13 protein-coding genes and 1 tRNA gene are annotated in these 17,490 nt (G+C 56.3%); 10 read left to right on the forward strand and 4 right to left on the reverse strand.

The window, feature by feature from the left end; translation table 11 throughout:
• The first annotated feature begins 327 nt into the window (after positions 1-327).
• The 3 genes from ACZ495_RS05980 (at position 328) to ACZ495_RS05990 (ending at position 4,178) form a co-directional block, all read left to right on the forward strand.
• The gene (locus tag ACZ495_RS05980; RefSeq protein WP_464262824.1) at positions 328-1,587 is read left to right on the forward strand and encodes an SEL1-like repeat protein; all 1,260 of its coding nucleotides are present in this window, start codon (positions 328-330) and stop codon (positions 1,585-1,587) included.
• A gap of 379 nt (positions 1,588-1,966) precedes the next feature.
• Positions 1,967-3,271 (forward strand): histidinol dehydrogenase, encoded by a 1,305-nt coding sequence (hisD, locus tag ACZ495_RS05985; RefSeq protein ID WP_012624683.1) that lies wholly within the window; start codon positions 1,967-1,969, stop codon positions 3,269-3,271.
• 25 nt (positions 3,272-3,296) lie between these two features.
• Positions 3,297-4,178: a phosphoribosylaminoimidazolesuccinocarboxamide synthase gene (locus ACZ495_RS05990; protein ID WP_464262825.1), complete on the forward strand. Its 882-nt coding sequence runs from the start codon at positions 3,297-3,299 to the stop codon at positions 4,176-4,178.
• A gap of 110 nt (positions 4,179-4,288) precedes the next feature.
• Here the strand turns inward: ACZ495_RS05990 and ACZ495_RS05995 are convergent, their stop codons facing one another.
• On the reverse strand, positions 4,289-4,435 hold the full coding sequence (locus tag ACZ495_RS05995; RefSeq protein WP_464262826.1) for a hypothetical protein: 147 nt from the start codon (positions 4,433-4,435) through the stop codon (positions 4,289-4,291).
• A gap of 85 nt (positions 4,436-4,520) precedes the next feature.
• On the opposite strand from ACZ495_RS05995, the gene ACZ495_RS06000 reads away from it, so the two are divergent.
• The 4 genes from ACZ495_RS06000 to ACZ495_RS06015 all read left to right on the forward strand — a co-directional run bounded on the left by ACZ495_RS06000 (position 4,521) and on the right by ACZ495_RS06015 (position 7,092).
• Entirely contained in the window at positions 4,521-5,291 is a 771-nt protein-coding gene (locus tag ACZ495_RS06000) for an enoyl-ACP reductase FabI (protein ID WP_012624680.1), read from the forward strand.
• A 10-nt stretch (positions 5,292-5,301) separates the two neighbouring features.
• Complete coding sequence (locus ACZ495_RS06005) at positions 5,302-5,442, forward strand: hypothetical protein (RefSeq protein WP_012624679.1); 141 nt, start codon at positions 5,302-5,304, stop codon at positions 5,440-5,442.
• A 280-nt stretch (positions 5,443-5,722) separates the two neighbouring features.
• Positions 5,723-5,814 (forward strand) — tRNA-Ser (locus ACZ495_RS06010).
• A 606-nt stretch (positions 5,815-6,420) separates the two neighbouring features.
• Positions 6,421-7,092 carry an outer membrane protein gene (locus tag ACZ495_RS06015; protein ID WP_012624678.1) on the forward strand — a complete coding sequence of 224 codons (672 nt, stop codon included), beginning with the start codon at positions 6,421-6,423 and terminating at the stop codon, positions 7,090-7,092.
• A gap of 234 nt (positions 7,093-7,326) precedes the next feature.
• Here ACZ495_RS06015 and ACZ495_RS06020 read toward each other — a convergent pair whose 3' ends face one another.
• Positions 7,327-8,880, reverse strand: a complete 1,554-nt coding sequence (locus ACZ495_RS06020) for a putative bifunctional lysylphosphatidylglycerol flippase/synthetase (RefSeq protein WP_012624677.1) — start codon at positions 8,878-8,880, stop codon at positions 7,327-7,329.
• 456 nt (positions 8,881-9,336) lie between these two features.
• Here ACZ495_RS06020 and greA point away from each other — a divergent pair, with 456 nt between their 5' ends.
• The gene (greA, locus tag ACZ495_RS06025) at positions 9,337-9,825 is read left to right on the forward strand and encodes a transcription elongation factor GreA (RefSeq protein WP_012624676.1); all 489 of its coding nucleotides are present in this window, start codon (positions 9,337-9,339) and stop codon (positions 9,823-9,825) included.
• A 157-nt stretch (positions 9,826-9,982) separates the two neighbouring features.
• Here the strand turns inward: greA and ACZ495_RS06030 are convergent, their stop codons facing one another.
• Positions 9,983-13,012: a glycosyltransferase gene (locus ACZ495_RS06030; RefSeq protein WP_464262827.1), complete on the reverse strand. Its 3,030-nt coding sequence runs from the start codon at positions 13,010-13,012 to the stop codon at positions 9,983-9,985.
• Positions 13,013-13,599: 587 nt separating this feature from the next.
• On the opposite strand from ACZ495_RS06030, the gene ACZ495_RS06035 reads away from it, so the two are divergent.
• Together ACZ495_RS06035 and ACZ495_RS06040 are read left to right on the forward strand one after the other, a co-directional pair.
• The gene (locus ACZ495_RS06035) at positions 13,600-14,706 is read left to right on the forward strand and encodes an AI-2E family transporter (RefSeq protein WP_012624674.1); all 1,107 of its coding nucleotides are present in this window, start codon (positions 13,600-13,602) and stop codon (positions 14,704-14,706) included.
• Positions 14,707-14,715: 9 nt separating this feature from the next.
• Positions 14,716-15,720, forward strand: a complete 1,005-nt coding sequence (locus ACZ495_RS06040; RefSeq protein ID WP_464262828.1) for a D-alanyl-D-alanine carboxypeptidase family protein — start codon at positions 14,716-14,718, stop codon at positions 15,718-15,720.
• 195 nt (positions 15,721-15,915) lie between these two features.
• Here the strand turns inward: ACZ495_RS06040 and ACZ495_RS06045 are convergent, their stop codons facing one another.
• Positions 15,916-17,181: an O-acetylhomoserine aminocarboxypropyltransferase/cysteine synthase family protein gene (locus tag ACZ495_RS06045; protein WP_041724772.1), complete on the reverse strand. Its 1,266-nt coding sequence runs from the start codon at positions 17,179-17,181 to the stop codon at positions 15,916-15,918.
• Positions 17,182-17,490: the final 309 nt, after the last annotated feature.

Below are 17,490 nucleotides of genomic sequence, written 5' to 3' on the forward strand. Positions count from 1 at the left end.
TGAGTCGCCCCGCCCAAGGACGGTCGCTTTCATTGGTTGTAACTAAGTTCGCGTTCACAGACTGTCAAGGCCATATGAGGCTTGACGTATATTTGAATTTGAATATAAAATTATAAATAAGCATTGACATATTTACAAAACATGCCGCTGGTATAGCATACATCTGCGGGCCGGTTTTGCAAACATACGCTTTTCTCTTTTACGCCATGCCCCGGCTTTGCAGACGACTGCCAAAAGCCGGTCCGAAACATGGCATATGAATTCAGGCCTGCCGCGCTGTCCGGCAGGCAACGGCTTGATTCTCCTTATGCCACAGGAGGGCGTATCATGTCATGGCGCAGCACTGTCATCCTGCTTTTTGCCGCTCTTTGCCTGCTGGTTGCACCTTTGCGGCTTTCTGCCGCCGAAGTTGACTTCATGCCGCAACTGGGGTTGCGTTCCCTGCCCGAGCTTGCCTGCATGGACGAAAACTCCGCTCACTGCAACCAGGCTCTGCCCCAGACACTGCTGGTCACGTCGCCCGTAGTGGAAGACCCGGACTGGTACTCCCCTTCCCCCGACAAAACCCATAATAAACCGCACTATGTGGGCTGCCAGGCGCCGGGCCAGTATCTGCCCATCCTGCAAGAGGCCCTTGAGGGCAATCCCGTAGCCATGGCCGACCTCATCATCCGCATTCAATGCGATCGTCCGGCACTGGCCGCTGCGCATCCGGACATCCCGGCCTTCATGCATTCCGTCCCCTTCTGGCTGGAATGGGCCGCGCGTTATACCTCCCCAGGCTGGATATATGCCCGCCTTGCCCTGTATGATGACGGCATAGGGCACACCCGTAGCGCTTATACGCGAGGCGCCTTTCTTGGCGACCCCAAATCCATGCACGCCTACGCCACCCGCTGGAACACCGGAACCAACCTGCACTGGCTGCTCATGGCCGCGGATGCGGGCTATGGCCCGGCAGCACATGAAATCTCCCGCTGGTATCGCTTCGGCGGACAAAACAGCGGCTACAGCCTCCCCAAAGCTCCGGACACCGACATGGCACGCCGATACCGGACCATAGCCATGAACAGGGGCTATCCCCGGGCCTTCGCCTATGCCGCTTTTGAAGCGCTTGCTGAAGAAAATGCGGCCCAGGCAGTAGAGGATGCCTGCATGTATACACATATTGGCCGTATACTTGAAAAGACCGACAATGGGCTTCTGCTTGCTGACAGGTCCCTGCCTCAAATGCAACCCATCCCCTTTGAGCAGGTACTGGCGTACGCGCTCTGCGCAGTGCTGCCGCCTCGGCCGCTGCTTTCGCAGGAAGAAAAACTGCATTTTCAGGATTCGCAGAAAATCAGACGTCCCCGCGTCATTGACGATGAAATGCAGAACAGGGCCATGGAACGAGCCTCTGCCTGGCTGCGCGCCTTTCAGGCGCAACGCCAGGCAGAGCTGGTAATGGAGCGTGAGCGAAGGAATGCGCTGACCGCACAATTGCGTGAACAATGCAGCCATGCCCTCACATATCTCGTCAAAACGCAAGACAGCGCACCTCTGCCGCGTCCTGTTACAGCCCGCCACGCGCCGCCCTTTATCTAGGCGCTGCAGGCAGGCATATGAGGCATCCGCGCAGAAACTGCCGGCAGAGCGCCCGTGCAGAAATACGCGCGTCTCGTGTACTGTCCGCAATCCCAAAGATTTTTAGTGCAAGCATCATTGAAAAATTTACAAAGGCAAAAGCTGTGAGCAATGCTCCGGCAACAGCAAACCAAAGTTTCCCGCTGTCTTTGCAGCACTGCCCGGCCCGGTCAGGCTCTCCTCCTGACCGGGCCGGATATTTCCTGCCGGTTTGATTTTTTCTGTCTTCATGCTCCGGAATTAAAAAAGCGCATGCCGGTTGTTCCCCTCAAGCCGCGGCAAGTCTCGACATTCATAGGCGCCTTCTGTATATTCCCTCAACCGAGGTGAGGAAAATACTATGACATGCCGGACTTTGACTCTGCATAACGAGCAGGAGTGGCCCAAGCTTGCCCAATGGCTGCAAGGCCGCAATAACCCCGGTGACGGGGTGGAAAGCGCTGTGCGCGACATCATCGCTGCTGTGCGCGAAAGGGGCGACGAAGCCCTGGTGGAATATACCCGTAATTTTGACTGCCCGGATTTTGCGCCCCCACTGCTCGTCAGCGAGCAGGAAATCGCGCGCGCGGCTGCTTCTGTTTCCATTGAAAACAGAGAAATCATCAGTCAGGCGGCCACGTACATACGCTCTTTTCATGAAGCGCAGACGGAAAAATCCTGGTTTACCACACGCCCTGACGGCAGCATTCTCGGCCAGCACGTTTTGCCCGTCGATGCTGCCGGGCTGTACGTGCCCGGCGGACAAGGCGGCAATACACCGCTTATCTCAAGCCTGCTCATGACAGCCATTCCGGCGCAGGTCGCAGGTGTGCCGCGTCTTGCCATCTGCACTCCGCCCCGCAAGGACGGCAGCGTCAACCCCCATATTCTTGCTGCGGCCCACCTGCTGGACATTGAAGAAGTATACCGCGTTGGCGGGGCCTGGTCCGTGGCGGGCATGGCCTATGGCACGCAAAGCATGGCCCCGGTAGACGTCATCGCCGGACCGGGCAACATCTTTGTCACCACAGCCAAACGCCTGGTGCAAGGCACAGTGGGTATCGACATGATCGCTGGTCCCAGCGAAGTGCTGATCCTGGCCGACTCTTCCGCCAATGCCGAATGGCTCGCAGCGGACATGCTTTCTCAGGCCGAGCACGACACCCTGGCATCGGCAATCTGCGTTACTGACGATCAGCGCCTGGCCGACAATCTCTGGCAGGAGCTCAACAAACAGTGCGCCGCCCTGCCCAGAGCCACCACCGCAGCCCGCTCGCTTGAAGACTGGGGGGCCATTGTGGTCACGCCCAACCTGAGTGTGGCCGTAGCCGTGGCCAATATGGTCGCTCCCGAGCACCTGGAAATCTGCACTCGTGACCCTTGGGCCGTTCTGCCCCACATCCGCCATGCCGGAGCCATTTTTATGGGCCAGCATAGCCCCGAGGCAGTGGGGGACTATTTCGCCGGTCCGAACCATGTGCTGCCCACATTGGGTACGGCCCGCTTTTCTTCTGCCCTTTCTGTGCAGACCTTTTGCAAGAGAACCAGCATCGTGGCAACGTCCCCAACCTTTTTGCAGCAAAATATGCAATCCATTGCCGCCCTTGCACGCATGGAAGGACTGGAAGCGCACGCGCGCAGCGTTGAAGCGCGAGCCAAAAAATAATCGGGCCGACACATCAGGAGCACCCATGAAGGTTGTGGTCAAAACTGACATTACCGCCTACCCGCTGCTTTCACGCGGCAAGGTGCGCGACATCTACAACGTGGACGAAAAAACACTGCTCATCGTTACCACAGACAGAATGTCGGCCTTTGACGTGATCATGAACGAGCCTATCCCCTACAAGGGGGTAATTCTGAACCAGATCACCCTGTTCTGGATGGAAAAGTTCAAGAGCATTATCCCCAACCATCTGCTGGAAAGCGATGTGAACCGCTTTCCAGACAGACTGGCCCCCTGGAAAGACGAGCTTGAAGGACGCGCAGTACTTGTACGCAAGGCGGCCCCCCTGCCTGTGGAATGCATCGTACGCGGCTATATCACGGGGTCCGGCTGGAGCGACTATCAGACCACCGGCACCCTTTGCGGCTATACGCTGCCCCCCGGTCTGCAGGAGTCCGACAAACTTGAACCTGCCATCTTTACCCCCTCTACCAAGGCAGAACTGGGCAAGCATGACGAAAACCTGAGCGTGACCGAAGCTGCCCGCCTGCTGGGTGAAGACATGGCCCGTCAGGTTGAGCAGACCTCTCTGGCCATCTACGAAGCCGGACGAATCTATGCTGCAAGCCGCGGCATTATCGTGGCAGACACCAAATTTGAATTTGGTTTTATCGACGGTAGGTTGCACCTCATTGATGAAGTTCTCACTCCCGATTCCTCGCGCTTCTGGCCTGCGGATCAGTACAAGGCCGGGCAGGGGCAGCCCAGTTTTGACAAACAGTACCTGCGCGACTGGCTGAAAGCACAACCCTGGGATATGCAGCCTCCACCGCCGCCCCTGCCTGAGGACATTATAAAAATCACTGCGGATAAATACAAAGAAGCCTACGAAATTATTACAAAATAAACAGTAGATATGCCCGTGCCGTCAACGGTGTGGGCTTGCGGCTTTGCATCTGCCGTGCGAAGGATTATCGCCGTATGTCACGCATGCCTGACATCAGCGCATGCGGTCCGTTACCGGCACAGTCCCTGATGCCGCATGATGGGTAAGTACGGCTCCTGCTGCCCAACCCATTTCACAAGCGTGGGGCAACCCCGCGCAATGTGCTCCGGCTTCTGCCGTTGGGTGACCAGACCGGCGTTGCCGAATATTTTTTTCATACAGCCTCCAGCCGCAAAAGCGGACAGGCGGCGCAAATTACAACCGCACGCGGCCTGTCCGGCCCGTATTTTTCAAGGAGGATCCATGCTGCTGCAAGGAAAGAAAGCTCTTATAATGGGATTGGCCAACAACAGAAGCATCGCTTACGGCATTGCCGCTGCCCTGAAGGCTCAGGGAGCGCGCCTGGCGTTCAACTATGTGGGTGATGCCATTAAAAAACGTGTTGAGCCTCTGAGCGAAGAACTGGGCGGCGAGTTTACCTTCCAGTGCGATGTGTGTGACGATGCACAGATTGAAAGTGCCGCATCTATCGTCAAGGAAAAATGGGGGGATCTGGACATTCTGGTTCACTCCGTGGCTTTTGCCAATCGCGATGACCTGTGTGGCCGCTTTGTGGACACTTCGCGCGACGGATTCAATCTTGCCCTGGAAGTTTCGGCCTATTCCCTCACCGGGCTTTGCCGCGCCTTTGAGCCGTTGTTCAACGAAAACTCCTCGGTGCTCACCATGACCTACCACGGGTCCACTCAGGTCATTCCCGGCTACAATATCATGGGTGTGGCCAAGGCCGCTCTTGAAGCGTCCATGCGCTATCTGGCCTACGACCTTGGCCCCAAGGGAGTACGGGTCAACGCCATCAGCGCCGGCCCCATAAAAACTCTGGCCGCCTCGGCCGTGTCGAGTCTCAAGGATATTTTCACCATGGTGGAAGGCAACTCCCCCCTGCGCCGCAACGTAACCACAGCCGATGTAGGTGGCGTGGCGGCTTTTCTGGCGTCTGATCTTGCCAGCGCCGTGACAGGGCAGGTCATTTACGTTGACAGCGGCTTCAGCAAGGTGGGCGTAACCGCCTGAGGATAAAACTATGGGCTACCTGACGCTCAATGCCATAGCGATCACCCTGTTATCCGCACTGGCGCTATGGATTTTTTACCGTTCGGCCAGGGTCGAAAAAAAACGCGCAGGGCAGAAAAATAAAAAGGGTGAAAAGCCCGGGCAGGATTAAGCAATGCTGATCAAGATCTTGCTGACTGTGGCCATTGTGGGCGGTCTGTTCTGGATGCTCGTCAAAACAGGCGGCGGCCTCTGTTGAATGGACTTCCGGCTGCCACCCCTCCGGCGGAGGGGCGAAAAAAAGACGGGCGCTAAAAAAATACCGCCTGAAGATAAAAACTAGGCAAACAGAACAGCCCGGTGGCATCAGCTCATAATTTTACCACTTTTTGCTTGCATTCTCTGTGGATATGCCATATACAGTTTCGGCTTTGCACGAATGCAAAACATGCGGAGAGGTGTCCGAGCTGGCCGAAGGAGCACGATTGGAAATCGTGTGTACGTTAACAGCGTACCGAGAGTTCGAATCTCTCCCTCTCCGCCACAATAAATGATTAGAAGGTTTCGTGAATGCTCATAAGCGCTCATGAAACCTTCTTTTTTTGTGTAGCTAGGCAATTTGCTGTGCTCAAAAATGCCCATCCGTGCCGTTGACTGCCTCTGATTTTTTGGGGCAACTCCTGGGCCAACAATCCAAACCGCTCAAACAACACCCAACCGCCTTTCCGGCCGCTCAAAGCCCCTGTTCCTGCGTGCAGTGCCCCAAGCTCAAAGCGATCAGCCTATAGAAAGATGGTCCGGCTGAACCAACCTGTCGTTTTCGCAAGAGAATTTCGCTCCGCCGTCTGCGGCATCCACGCTGCAGATATGGCGCCATACACAACATGCAGGTAAGCGCCACGGCAACACCATCGCATGGATAAAGTTGTGCAGCAAACTCCAACTTCATGAAAAACAGGATGCAGCGAAACAACCTCCCGCAACACCATGCAATTATTACTGATTGCATCACTCATATATGCCTTGCAGCAGCTTGATAATTTACAATGTTCAGGTATGGTCTACACAAAAGCGGATATCAATTCAGAAACAACAGGCGAATGCCAAGGAAAGGCTTTGAAAAACAGCACAACAAAACCTGGAGAGAATCATGTTCAAAAGAATCTTTCTGACCGTCGCGCTGACTATGGCCCTTGCTGTACCCGCCTTTGCGCAAAACTCCGGCTTTTATCTTGGACTCAAATTCATTGATTCCATCCAGAGCACCGGAAATGTCTCTACCAGCAAGGGCGCAAGCTTCTTTGACACCGGCGACTACAGCCAGAACACCGTAGGGGGCGGCGCCTTTGTCGGTTACGACTTTTACCCTGCCAACGACATCCCCTTACGCGCCGAAATTGAATACGCCATTCGCACCAATTCAGAAACGGATTGGGACGCCAAGCACGGCCTGGACGCGACCCTGAAGGGCCGCTGGAACCTGCAGACCCTCTTCCTCAATGTGTATTGGGATTTCCACAATGACACAGCCTTTACGCCATATATCGGCGGCGGGCTTGGCATGGGCTTTATTGAAAGCAGATACAAGGTAGAAGGTCAGGGGTACAGTGGAAGCAGCACCGATTATAATACGGTATTTGCCTGGAATGCCGGGGCCGGTGTTTCCTACGCCTTTACCGAAACAATCTCTGCTGACCTGGCCTACCGCTTCGTGGGCCTGGGTTACTACGAACATGAAAAGTCTTTTGCCGGTCAAAAGGCCAAGGTCGGCATGGCCCCTTATGCCAATGAATTCAGCCTTGGCGTTCGCTTTACGTTCTAGCCTGTCTGCATAAAAAATTGCTTTCCACATGGTTAAGAAAGCCCCCGCCTCCGCCTGATAACCGGAAGTGGGGGCTTTCGCCCATCCGAGTAGCCATGCGTCATAAATACACCTTGAACTTCCTCGCCAGTCACCGGCAGAGAGCGGCTGCGCGATGCGCGCCAGCTATTTCGACTACAATACATACAAAAAAGCCCGCGGTATATACCGCGGGCTTTTTTGTAGCAAACGCCGCTAATTTTCTTGTCTGTGACGCGCACGCCGCCGAAGAGACGCCCGCCATATCCACGAAAGTACCAAGCCCACGGCAATGCCTGCAAAAGCATACGTTGTACGCGCCGCGTTGGGGGCAGCGTTGCCCCACCAGTTGGCAGAATGGCTCCATGCCGTGTGGTACAGCGTCCAGCCCAACGCGCCTACCAGCACAAGCACCCCCATGGCCCCCCCCAGCCAGAACAGGGGAATAGGCTCCTGCCAGAAAAATGAAGCACGATAAAACCGCCTGCGGGCCATGCATACGGCCAAAAGCACCACGCTCACCATGCCTGCCGTGAGCCAGGAAAAGCCGTTGAGCAAGGCCCCGGCAATGCCGAGACAGAGAAAAAACACAGCCATATAAAAAGCCCGTGTCTGCCGTCGTTCCAGCCCGTAAGAAACAAAAAGCAAGGCCGCGCCCGACAGGCAGCTCACAAAATGCCCTATAGCCGTCACATGGTAGGGTTCCATAATCCGCAGCATGCTGAGGGCGTGATGGCCCAAGGGCAATGTGGATGAAACCAGCAAAATAATCCCGGCAGAAAAACACATATAGGCCGAAATGGTATGTGAAAGCACAGAAAGCCATCGCCCGGCCCCGCGCAGAACCTGACGACGCTGGCGCACTTCATAGAGTGCAAGCAAAAGCGCCGCGGCCAGCAGCGGAATAATAAAATAAATCAACCGGAACAAGAGCACCGCGGCAAAAACCATCTGCTCGTGCGTAGTGTGGGTAAGGTGCAGGATGACAAGCTCAAACACTCCGACCCCGCCGGGAATATGCGTCAATACCACGGCCACCTGGGCCATAAGGTAGCTTGGCAGAAAATCGATAAAGCTTATGCCCATATCGCCCGGCAGCAACACATACATGCAGGCCGCCGCGGCCACGATGTCCACGCCCGCCACAAGGGCCTGGGCAATGGCTATGCGCGGCGGGGGAAAAACGAATTCCTTGCCGAACATATGCACGGGCTTGCGAATAAAAAAGCACAGGGCAAGGTATGAGCAGGCGATGGCAAAAAGAATGGCGCCCAGGATGCGCACGTCTTTGAGTGGCATCTTGACCAGCAGCTCGTCAGGAATAATGGGGGGCGCCACCATAAAGATGGCTCCGCACAGTCCAAGTGCTCCCACCCAGAAGGTAACCGCCAGCATAAGCACAAGCCGCACTATATCTGTCAGCGAAAACCCCCAGGCTGAGTAAAAGCGGTAGCGTACGCTTGTGCCGCCGAGCAGCGCGCCAAAGTTATAGCTTACGGCCTGCCCCACAAAAGAAACCAGCCCCACACGCGGCAAGGGAAGGCTTTTATGGATGGCCTTGAGCGCAAGCCAGTCATAGCCCACAAGGATCATATAATTGACCACCATGAGCAGGAGTGAAAGGGTGATACGTGTGTGGGATATCTGCGAAAGACTTTCGCGAATTTGCGCGACACTGTAGCTTTTCAGTTTATGGTACAAAAGATACACTGCCAGCAGAAAAATGGCAGAGATCAGTAATGGCCCGAGATAACGCAAATATTTTTTCATAAGCTGCCGTTGTTTGAATGCGGCTGACGATCAGCTCGGTTTATAACAATTTTTTTACCATATACGCTGCACCAGCACGGCGCAAGTGCCAACTGTACGCGCCCTGCCGGTATGCTCCCAACAGGGCTGGAATTTTTTGTTTAAAGCTTGACCGGAACCTGTGCAGTGGTTAAGGTAGAAGCGCAGTTACGGTTTTGATTCCGGCCCGCTTGGCCGGAGAGGTTTTCGGGCCTGCAAGGTGCAGCTGCCCGGTGTGTATTTTCCGGCAAAATTCACACTGTGAAACGCCGCAAGGCCGGCATTTTTTCTGGCAGCTGGTAGCGCTCAAAGCGCTTATGCAAGCCGAACCAAGGCCTCTGCCGGAATACCAGATTTTTTTTCATAAAAACCACTTTTTGGTAAACGCATGCTCCGCTGCCTGGGCAGCGGCGTTTTTTTTGCGTTGCGAGGTTCGACATGACGAGTATTCCCATTTCCGTACAAGGCTACAAGGCGCTGGAAGAAGAATTGGCCCGCCTGAAAAGCGAACGGCCGGAGATCATTCAAGCCATCAAGGAAGCCAGAGAAGAAGGCGACCTGCGCGAAAATGCCGGCTATGACGCCGCGCGCGAACGCCAGGGCATGGCTGAGGCGCGTATAAAGTACATCGAGTCGCGCATGGCCCTGTATCAGGTCATTGACCTTGATACCCTCAGCGGCGACAAGGTCATCTTTGGCGCAACTGTGGACCTGGAAGATGTAGATAGCGGCGAAGCCAAAACCTACACCATTCTTGGCCCGGATGAGGCCGACCCCAGCAAGGGATCCATTTCTTTTCTTTCACCCGTGGGGCAGGCCCTGCTCGGGCGCGAGGAAGGGGACGAAGTTTCCGTTGAAATTCCTCGTGGCCGTGTCACTTACGAAATTATCGGCGTCAGCTTCAAGGGCAGCAAAAACCTCGGCTAAGGCAATATTGCCCCAACATTGCATGGCGGCGGCTGCGCGGGCGGCACCCGGCACAATTGGTGAGCGAAGTTTGCCTGCGCGACCAGACGCCCGTGTGGGTATTTTGCAGATATTGCGAATGCACGTTCTCAAAACTGCAATGCTCCAGACCGACAGACTATAATTTCTTCTCCATTATCAGGGTCCACCCCTGATCAAAGGCAGCGCGCAGATTTATGTTTCGCAAGCCGCTTTTTTGAACGGACACGCCCCAGAGCGCGAGAAATTTCTCCAGCGCCTGGGGCGGTTCTGTTTTCGGTTGCGGCTTGCGACCTGCCCCCCAGCCCTGCCAGTTCACCTGCCCTGCCCTGCTGTCCACAACGCCAAGGCCGTCTGCAGAAACCTGCCACCATGCCCAAGGACAAACAAGACTGTGTCGGTCGGCGGATGCCATACGCAAGGCCAGATCAGCACCGGCCCAGGCCCCCATGGACGGATTAAAGCCGTTGTGTCCCAAAAACAGCCGGCGCTCTACAGCCATAGCCTGCTGCGGGGCTGCCAGCACTCTGCGCGTGAGCAAGAGCTGCCCCCAGCAGAGCGAAGGCAGCAGAAAACAATCCGCGCCGCGCTGCAGTGCAAAGGTTTGTCCGCCAGCATCCGGCATCAGCCCAGCGTGCCAGAGGATATTGCCGTGTCGCAGCATGCCGCCCACGGCCCCGACGCCACCTTGCAGGGCCAGGGCCAGCAATTGCTCCGGCTGGCAATCTTCGCATGGCAGCAAGGAGGAATCCAGAAAAAGTACCGCCTCGCCACGTGCCGCGCGGGCGGCCAGATTGCAGGCGATGTTCCAGTCGCCTGCCCCTGGCCCCTGCGGCGGGGGCAAAATCCTGGCGGACAGAGACGCAGGAACGGTGGCAAAGGCCGCTGCGCTGTCTGTCGTCAAAGGCTGACAAAGCACCTCCAGCGGCAAAAGTGCGGCAAGGCGCATCAACGCCTGCCACAATCCGGCCTGTACTGGCCGTCCGTGCCGGGCCAGCAGTATAACGCTGCACTTGCAGGACAACACGCTGAATCGCAGAGCGTAAAAATTGTTGCGTCCCGCAGGCGCGGCAACGGCAGAAAGCCTGCGGCGTATTGCACTTTCGTTCAGTGCACGACGTGTTGCCTCAAGAACATAGGGTTTCGCTCCCACGGCGCCGCTTGAACTGCCTTCGTGCACGCGCCAGTGATAGAGCACATGCGGTACATGAACAATCTGCTCCGGCCCTAGACATTCCGTGGCGCGCAGGCAGAGGTCAAAATCCTGCGATCCTTCCAGACCGGGCCGCAAGCCGCCAAGGCGGCGCAGCAATTCTGTGGAATAAACAGAAAAGTGCCCGACGTACAGGGTCCAGGGGTCGAAGGCCGCCTTGAAGATGGGCGTGCGCCGGACACCACGAAAATCCACCTTGTCTTCGTCACTGAAAGCCAGCCCCAGATGTGGCGCGGACGCGGCCACTGCGGCCATCTGTTCAAGGGCGGCAGGTGCCAGCACGTCATCGTGGTCCAAGAAACCGGTCCAGGGCGCATCAGCCATATCCAGGGCGCTGTTACTGGCAAGGGAAATATGCCCGTTGCTCTCACGTCGTACACAACGCAGCCGCGCGTCCATGGCCGCGTAGGCGCGCAGTATTTCAGGCGTATGTGGGTCGGGAGAAGCGTCATCAGCAATACAGAGCTGCCAGTGGGGATAGGTCTGGGCTAAAACAGAGTCCAGAGCCGCGCGCAAATATTCGGGCTGCGGGCTATACACGGGCATAATCACGGCCAGGTGGGGCCATTGACGGCCAACGAGCAGTTCACTATACCGGTGTTCTTTTTCCTCTCCTTCCTGCAGCATGAGCTTTGCAGCAAAGCTGTTTTTTTCCGCCAGTTCCAGCCAGGCATCATAAATTGCAGGGCAATTGTCCAGGCCGCAGGCGTACAACCCCTCCTTCTGCAACGCGCTCAGGCCGGGACGCAAACATCTGCACCTGAAATCTTCCTCCCGTTGCATCCATGCACCGGCCTGCTCCACCAGAGCCGGGTATTCCTTTTCATAACCGTAGGTATATAACGCGCGGGCGGCTTCTGCATACCAGGACAGGACCCGGGGCAGACTGTCGGGCAAATCACGGCAAAGAGCCAAAGCAGTACGCCTCTGCCCTTCGGGCAGAAGGCTGAGCAGATCCAGCAGATGTTGCGGCCCGGGATCATGCCGCCAACGCAGCCATGCTGCCATGACGGGCATGGCTGCCTCATCCTGTTCCAGACAGGAGGTCAGGCGCGGCCCCGGATGCAGCCAGGCAGTGCATTCGTAATCCAGACCATCTTGCCGTGCATGCTCCGCCTGATCAGGATGCAGCAGGCCGGGATACAGTCTGCCGCGCAACAACAGGCTGTTCCACAAGCCACAGGTCTTCCAGCTGTCAAAATCGTCAGCCAGAACCGCCAGCGCATCGGGCTCGCTGCTGAAAAAACGCTGCGGAGCGCACCCAGAAGCGGAGGAGTACGGGGCAGCCAGGCGCAGGCAAAAATCCTGCGGTGCAAGCTCGTCCAGAGCAGTCGTAAGGCCGCCCACAGCCAGAAAATCCTCACGCCGCAGCAAAAGCGCTCCCATATGAGCTACCTGAAAAAATCTCCGCTTTCGTGCCAGCTCATGCTCCAGAGGCAGGCCTTCATAAAGATACTGCAATTGCCCAAGACAATTGCCCACGCTGCCCATGTGGGCAATACGGCTCTGGGGGAAAATATGGCTTTCCGTCAGAGAAGCAGACTGGCCGAAAGCTTCCTGGCGGTAAAGGAACAGGGGATTGACCCCGGCAAGCTGGCCCGAGCGTTCCAACCTGTCGCGCATTGACGGCAAGCTGCCGGGCAAAAGGCGTACGGCTGAAGAAAGAAGTAAAAGATAAGGGGTTCGCGCCTGACTGGCCGCCAGATTAAGCGCTTCAAGGCAGGATTGCCCTGCGGACGGGCTATAGCAGCGAAAGGCGTGCATTGTCTGACGGCGCACCATCCCCTGACCAAAAGACATGAGATGCGGGCGCATCTCTTCATGGCATGCCGCCATGAGTACCTGCCCAGCGGCTCCGGCGTACTCAAGGGCAGCGCAACAGTCCTGGGCGGAGAACTCCGGCAATACGCGCAATAAAACGGTCAGCCAGGGCCTGCTACGTGCTTCTGTCGTCATGCCCACAAACTAGCACAGGGCGTGGGGCGGCGCAACGCGCCACGGTTTCGCTGATGGCGCAAATCAGCAATGGCAAGATGGTGGCAGGAGCGCTTCGAACCTTCGACGTCCTGTTTTTAGCAGTTAAAGATACCATGCAGGCAGAGCGTGCCGCCGTTGCTGCACCCTGTCTGCGGAAACACAGAACCTGCAAGATGGAATACGCCATTGGGGCAAGGGGTTTGCCCTGAAATACAAACTTTTCCACACGATGCCTTCATCACGTCGCGTGACGTTCGGCACTTGATCAAACGGCAGCCCCCTGCAGGCAATGGAGCGTATTTTTTGCAAAAATTTTAATCCCCAAAGCCTCGTCCCTTGATTAAAAACTCATAACATTTCAATAAAAAAGAAGTTTTTCAATCACATCCTTCTTTTTTCCGCACTGCGCCGTAAGGCTTGGCAGACCAAGCATATATTTGCTAGTCTGGCTGCGCCCAGCCCTTTGGCAGCCACGGGCTATCGTACAGGCACAGTCCGCGCCGTGGGCTGTATCCGCCACATCAACCGCATCCAGAATTTTGGGGCACGCAACCCAAGGCTTATGCATGACACAAACAATGCCCCGCTTGCTCTACCTGCTGGCCGTACTGGCCTGGTATCTGCTGCTACTGCCCAATCCCGTCACAATCTTTATGGCGGCCTGTCTGTCTTGCCTCACCCTGCCGCAGTACCGCAAACTGCGGCAAAAAGCCCGGGCCTGGCGAATCCGCATTGAACGCAGCCGGCCGGATTCACGCAAGCGACGCCTTCTCATCTCCTTTGTCAATTCATCGCCGCTTTACGGATATATCACCATGCTGATAGCGGCCCTTATCGTTCCCATTGCCGTGCTGGTTCTTCTGGTATCGCCGCAGGCAGCAGCCGGTTTTACGCGGCTGCGTGAACTGCAGGCCAATAATTTTCAGTTGCCCGTTGAGTGGGTAAACTACATCCAGCAATGGAGGCAGAGCCTTACAGAGCATCCGCGCCTTGAACGCGCCTTCAATGATCTGCTCATGCGGCTGGACAGCTTTTTTGATACTGCCATGGGTCTGCTGCTGTCGCGCGGCGTAGATTTCCTTGGGGGCACCATGACCGTGCTCTGGACCAGCTTTCTCTTTGTAAGCCTGACAGTGATATTTACCATCTATTCCCGCCGTGTACGCAAGATCACGGGCAGAATATTCCATATTTCCCAGTCCATGCTGCGGCGCTTCATCACGGCCATACACCGGGCGCTGCGCGGCATCATGCTGGGCATTGTTCTGGTAGCGCTGGCCCAGGGCTTTCTGTGCGGCGTCGCCTTTGCTGTGGCAGGCGTCAACCAGCCTGCCTTCTGGGGATTATTGGCGACACTGGTAGCCCCTATCCCCATGGTGGGCACAGCTCTTGTATGGCTGCCCCTGTGCATTTCGCTCTGGTTTACCGGCAAAAGCATGGCCGCCATAGGGTTGGGACTGTGGGGAATGCTGGCCGTAGCGGGTGTGGACAACGTACTGCGCCCTCTTTTTCTGCGGCAGGGTATCAAGGCCCCTTTCTTTGTGCTGATTATCGCCATCCTCTGTGGACTTTCCAGCTTTGGCCCGGTGGGGCTTATTGCCGGTCCCGTGCTGCTGGCCTTTGCCATGCAGGCTGTGGAGGAAGCAAACCGTATTTACAAGTACAATGCCTGACAAAGTATAATGGTTAAAAAAGATTCTCACGCCACACTTACGGCAGAGGAAGAGCCTTGCCGCCTCAAGGACAGCTGCGGACAACGCCGTACGGAAAACAGCGGCACGTCTGCACGACCGTACCCCGCATACGCCCGCCACGGCGCACTACCGTGGGCGACTGCACGTCTGGCGGTCTGTTTGTTGTGGCTTTGCCTGACTGCCATCTGTGCAGTTCCTGGCGGCGCTCAGGCGGCCATGCCCGTGCGTTCCGCCATTCTTATCAATATGGACACCGGCAAAATTCTTTATGCCAAAAATGCGGATATGGCCATTCCCCCGGCTTCACTCACCAAGGTCATGACAATGTACCTGGCTATGGACCAGATTCGCGCGGGCAAGATCAAACCGGGTGAAAAAATCAGGATTACGCCGCAGGTAGCTGCCGTAGGCGGATCATCCATGCACTTGCGGGCAGGCGAGCGCGTCGCGCTGTCACAGCTGCTTACGGGCATGGCCGTGGTTTCCGGCAATGATGCAGCCACAGCAGTGGCCCGCCGGATTGGTGGCAATGACCGCCAGTTTGTCCGCGCTATGAACCAGAAAGCCAAGGCCCTGGGTATGAACCGCACCACATTCAAAAACCCCACCGGGCTACCGGCCGCCGGACAGAAAACCACTGCCAGAGACATGGCGCGAATGACGAGAGCCTACCTGCGTTCTCACCCGTCTGCCCTGCGCTACCACAGTGTGCAGCTGCTCACCTATCGGGACAGAAAAACGCGCAATACCAATGGGCTGCTGGGTACGGTCGCTGGCGTCAACGGCTTGAAGACGGGCTGGACCGTAGCCTCGGGCTACAACCTTATTGTGACAGGTCAACGGGGTAAAACCCGCATGCTGGCAGTGGTTATGGGCGGCACCAGCAGAGTCGGGCGCGATAATGCCGCCCGCAGACTCATTGAGGCCGGATTCCGGCATCCGGCATCGCCTAAAAAAGTACAGCAAATGTTCTCTGCCAGAAAAAAGCGCTGACGCCAGCCATGCCAGAGCACATTATAATTTTTTGTGGCTGAAGCAGGGAAGCGGCAATGCATGTGGCGCAGCCTGTTACACAAAAAATCAGTTAAAAGCAGCTTTCGAAAAGTTCATAAAAAGACGGCGGGAATTCCCGCCGCCTTTTTTATGGCCCATATATTTTTTATGGCCCGCATATTATGGCAACAGCGGCTACGCCTGCTTGAGTGCCTGGTCCAGATCCGCAATAATGTCATCCACATGCTCAAGCCCCACAGACAAACGCACTGTGCCGGGATTTATGCCCGCCTCGCGCAATTGCTCATCGGTCAACTGCCGGTGGGTGGAGCTTGCCGGGTGTAATACGCAGGTGCGGATGTCAGCCACGTGCACTTCAAGTGAAACCATTGCAAGGCTGTCGATAAAGCGCGCCCCGGCGTCACGCCCTCCGCCGAGCGAAAAGGAAATCACGCCGCTGCACCCGTCGGGCAGGTATTTATCGGCCAGCACCTTGTTGGCGTTGCCCGGCAGACGTGGATAACTGACAGACTCGACCTTGGGATGGTTTGCAAGGTAGGCAGCCACAGTTTCGGCATTGCGGCAATGGCGCTCCATGCGCAGTGGCAGAGTTTCAAGGCCCTGATTAATGTAAAAGGCTCCCTGTGGGCTTTGGCAGCAGCCCATGTCACGCATAAGCTGTACACGAGCCTTGACGATATAGGCTGCACGGCCAAAGGCTTCTGTGTAAACCAGCCCGTGATAGGAAGGATCCGGCTCGGTGAATTCGGAAAACTTGCCGCCAGTCCAGTCAAAATTCCCACTATCCACAATAACACCGCCCATTTGTAGAGCATGCCCGTCCATATACTTTGTGGTGGAGTGCACGACCACATCCGCCCCGTATTCAAAGGGGCGGCACAGCACGGGCGTGGCAAAAGTACTGTCCACCACAAGCGGCAGACCATGCCTGTGCGCCAGCCCGGCAAAACGCTCTATGTCCAGCACGTCCATGGACGGATTTGTCAGAACCTCTCCGAACACCGCTTTCGTATTGGGCCTGAAGGCTTTTTCAAGCTCTTCGTCCGAAGCGGTCTGATCCACAAATGTTACTTCAATGCCGAGCTTTTTCAGGGTGACGGCAAAAAGGTTGAATGTACCCCCATAAATGCTGGAAGCGCTGACGATATGATCGCCGCTGCGCGCCACATTAAGCAGGGCAAGCAGGTTGGCCGCCTGCCCGGAGGATGTGCAAAGGGCGCCCACGCCGCCTTCAAGGGCCGCGATCTTGCGCTCTACCGCATCTACTGTGGGATTACCAAGGCGGGTATAAAAAAATCCCGCATCCTCGAGGTCAAAAAGCCTGGCCACAGCTGCGGTGGATTCATATCTGAATGTGGTGCTCTGGGCGATAGGCACAACACGCGGCTCACCATTTTTAGGCTCATACCCGGCGTGCAGACAAAGAGATTCCGTTTTCATGCCATCCTCAATGCGGTGAAATTTAAAGATCATGACGGCCATACATTCGCGCCGCGCGGCACGAAAATAACGCAAGCGCATCCGGGTGGCAACCTGACGCGCAAGCTCCGGATCCACCCTTCGACACGCATGACATACCCCCGCAAGACAACCCTGATGGCCGCCCGGGCAAAGTTTTTTACAAATCTTTTCAAGCCGCCGTCCCCGGGGGGACCTGCCCCGTAAACGCCAGCAAAAAATCACGAACCTATTGACCGTTTCTAGCTTACTGTATATAATTTTTCGCAAATGACGGCCAGCTGGCCGTGC

The organism is Desulfovibrio sp. GTC20076, assembly GCF_055385905.1.

Excerpts from the sequence above, each read along its gene's own strand:
- ACZ495_RS06000 (WP_012624680.1), top strand. The coding sequence starts at position 4,521 with ATGCTGCTGCAAGGAAAGAAAGCTCTTATAATGGGATTGGCCAACAAC.
- ACZ495_RS06005 (WP_012624679.1), top strand. The coding sequence starts at position 5,302 with ATGGGCTACCTGACGCTCAATGCCATAGCGATCACCCTGTTATCCGCA.
- greA (WP_012624676.1), top strand. The coding sequence starts at position 9,337 with ATGACGAGTATTCCCATTTCCGTACAAGGCTACAAGGCGCTGGAAGAA.
- ACZ495_RS06035 (WP_012624674.1), top strand. The coding sequence starts at position 13,600 with ATGACACAAACAATGCCCCGCTTGCTCTACCTGCTGGCCGTACTGGCC.
- ACZ495_RS06020 (WP_012624677.1), bottom strand. The coding sequence starts at position 8,880 with ATGAAAAAATATTTGCGTTATCTCGGGCCATTACTGATCTCTGCCATT.
- ACZ495_RS05980 (WP_464262824.1), top strand. The coding sequence starts at position 328 with ATGTCATGGCGCAGCACTGTCATCCTGCTTTTTGCCGCTCTTTGCCTG.
- ACZ495_RS06040 (WP_464262828.1), top strand. The coding sequence starts at position 14,716 with ATGGTTAAAAAAGATTCTCACGCCACACTTACGGCAGAGGAAGAGCCT.
- ACZ495_RS06045 (WP_041724772.1), bottom strand. The coding sequence starts at position 17,181 with ATGAAAACGGAATCTCTTTGTCTGCACGCCGGGTATGAGCCTAAAAAT.
- ACZ495_RS06030 (WP_464262827.1), bottom strand. The coding sequence starts at position 13,012 with ATGACGACAGAAGCACGTAGCAGGCCCTGGCTGACCGTTTTATTGCGC.
- ACZ495_RS06015 (WP_012624678.1), top strand. The coding sequence starts at position 6,421 with ATGTTCAAAAGAATCTTTCTGACCGTCGCGCTGACTATGGCCCTTGCT.
- ACZ495_RS05995 (WP_464262826.1), bottom strand. The coding sequence starts at position 4,435 with ATGAAAAAAATATTCGGCAACGCCGGTCTGGTCACCCAACGGCAGAAG.
- hisD (WP_012624683.1), top strand. The coding sequence starts at position 1,967 with ATGACATGCCGGACTTTGACTCTGCATAACGAGCAGGAGTGGCCCAAG.
- ACZ495_RS05990 (WP_464262825.1), top strand. The coding sequence starts at position 3,297 with ATGAAGGTTGTGGTCAAAACTGACATTACCGCCTACCCGCTGCTTTCA.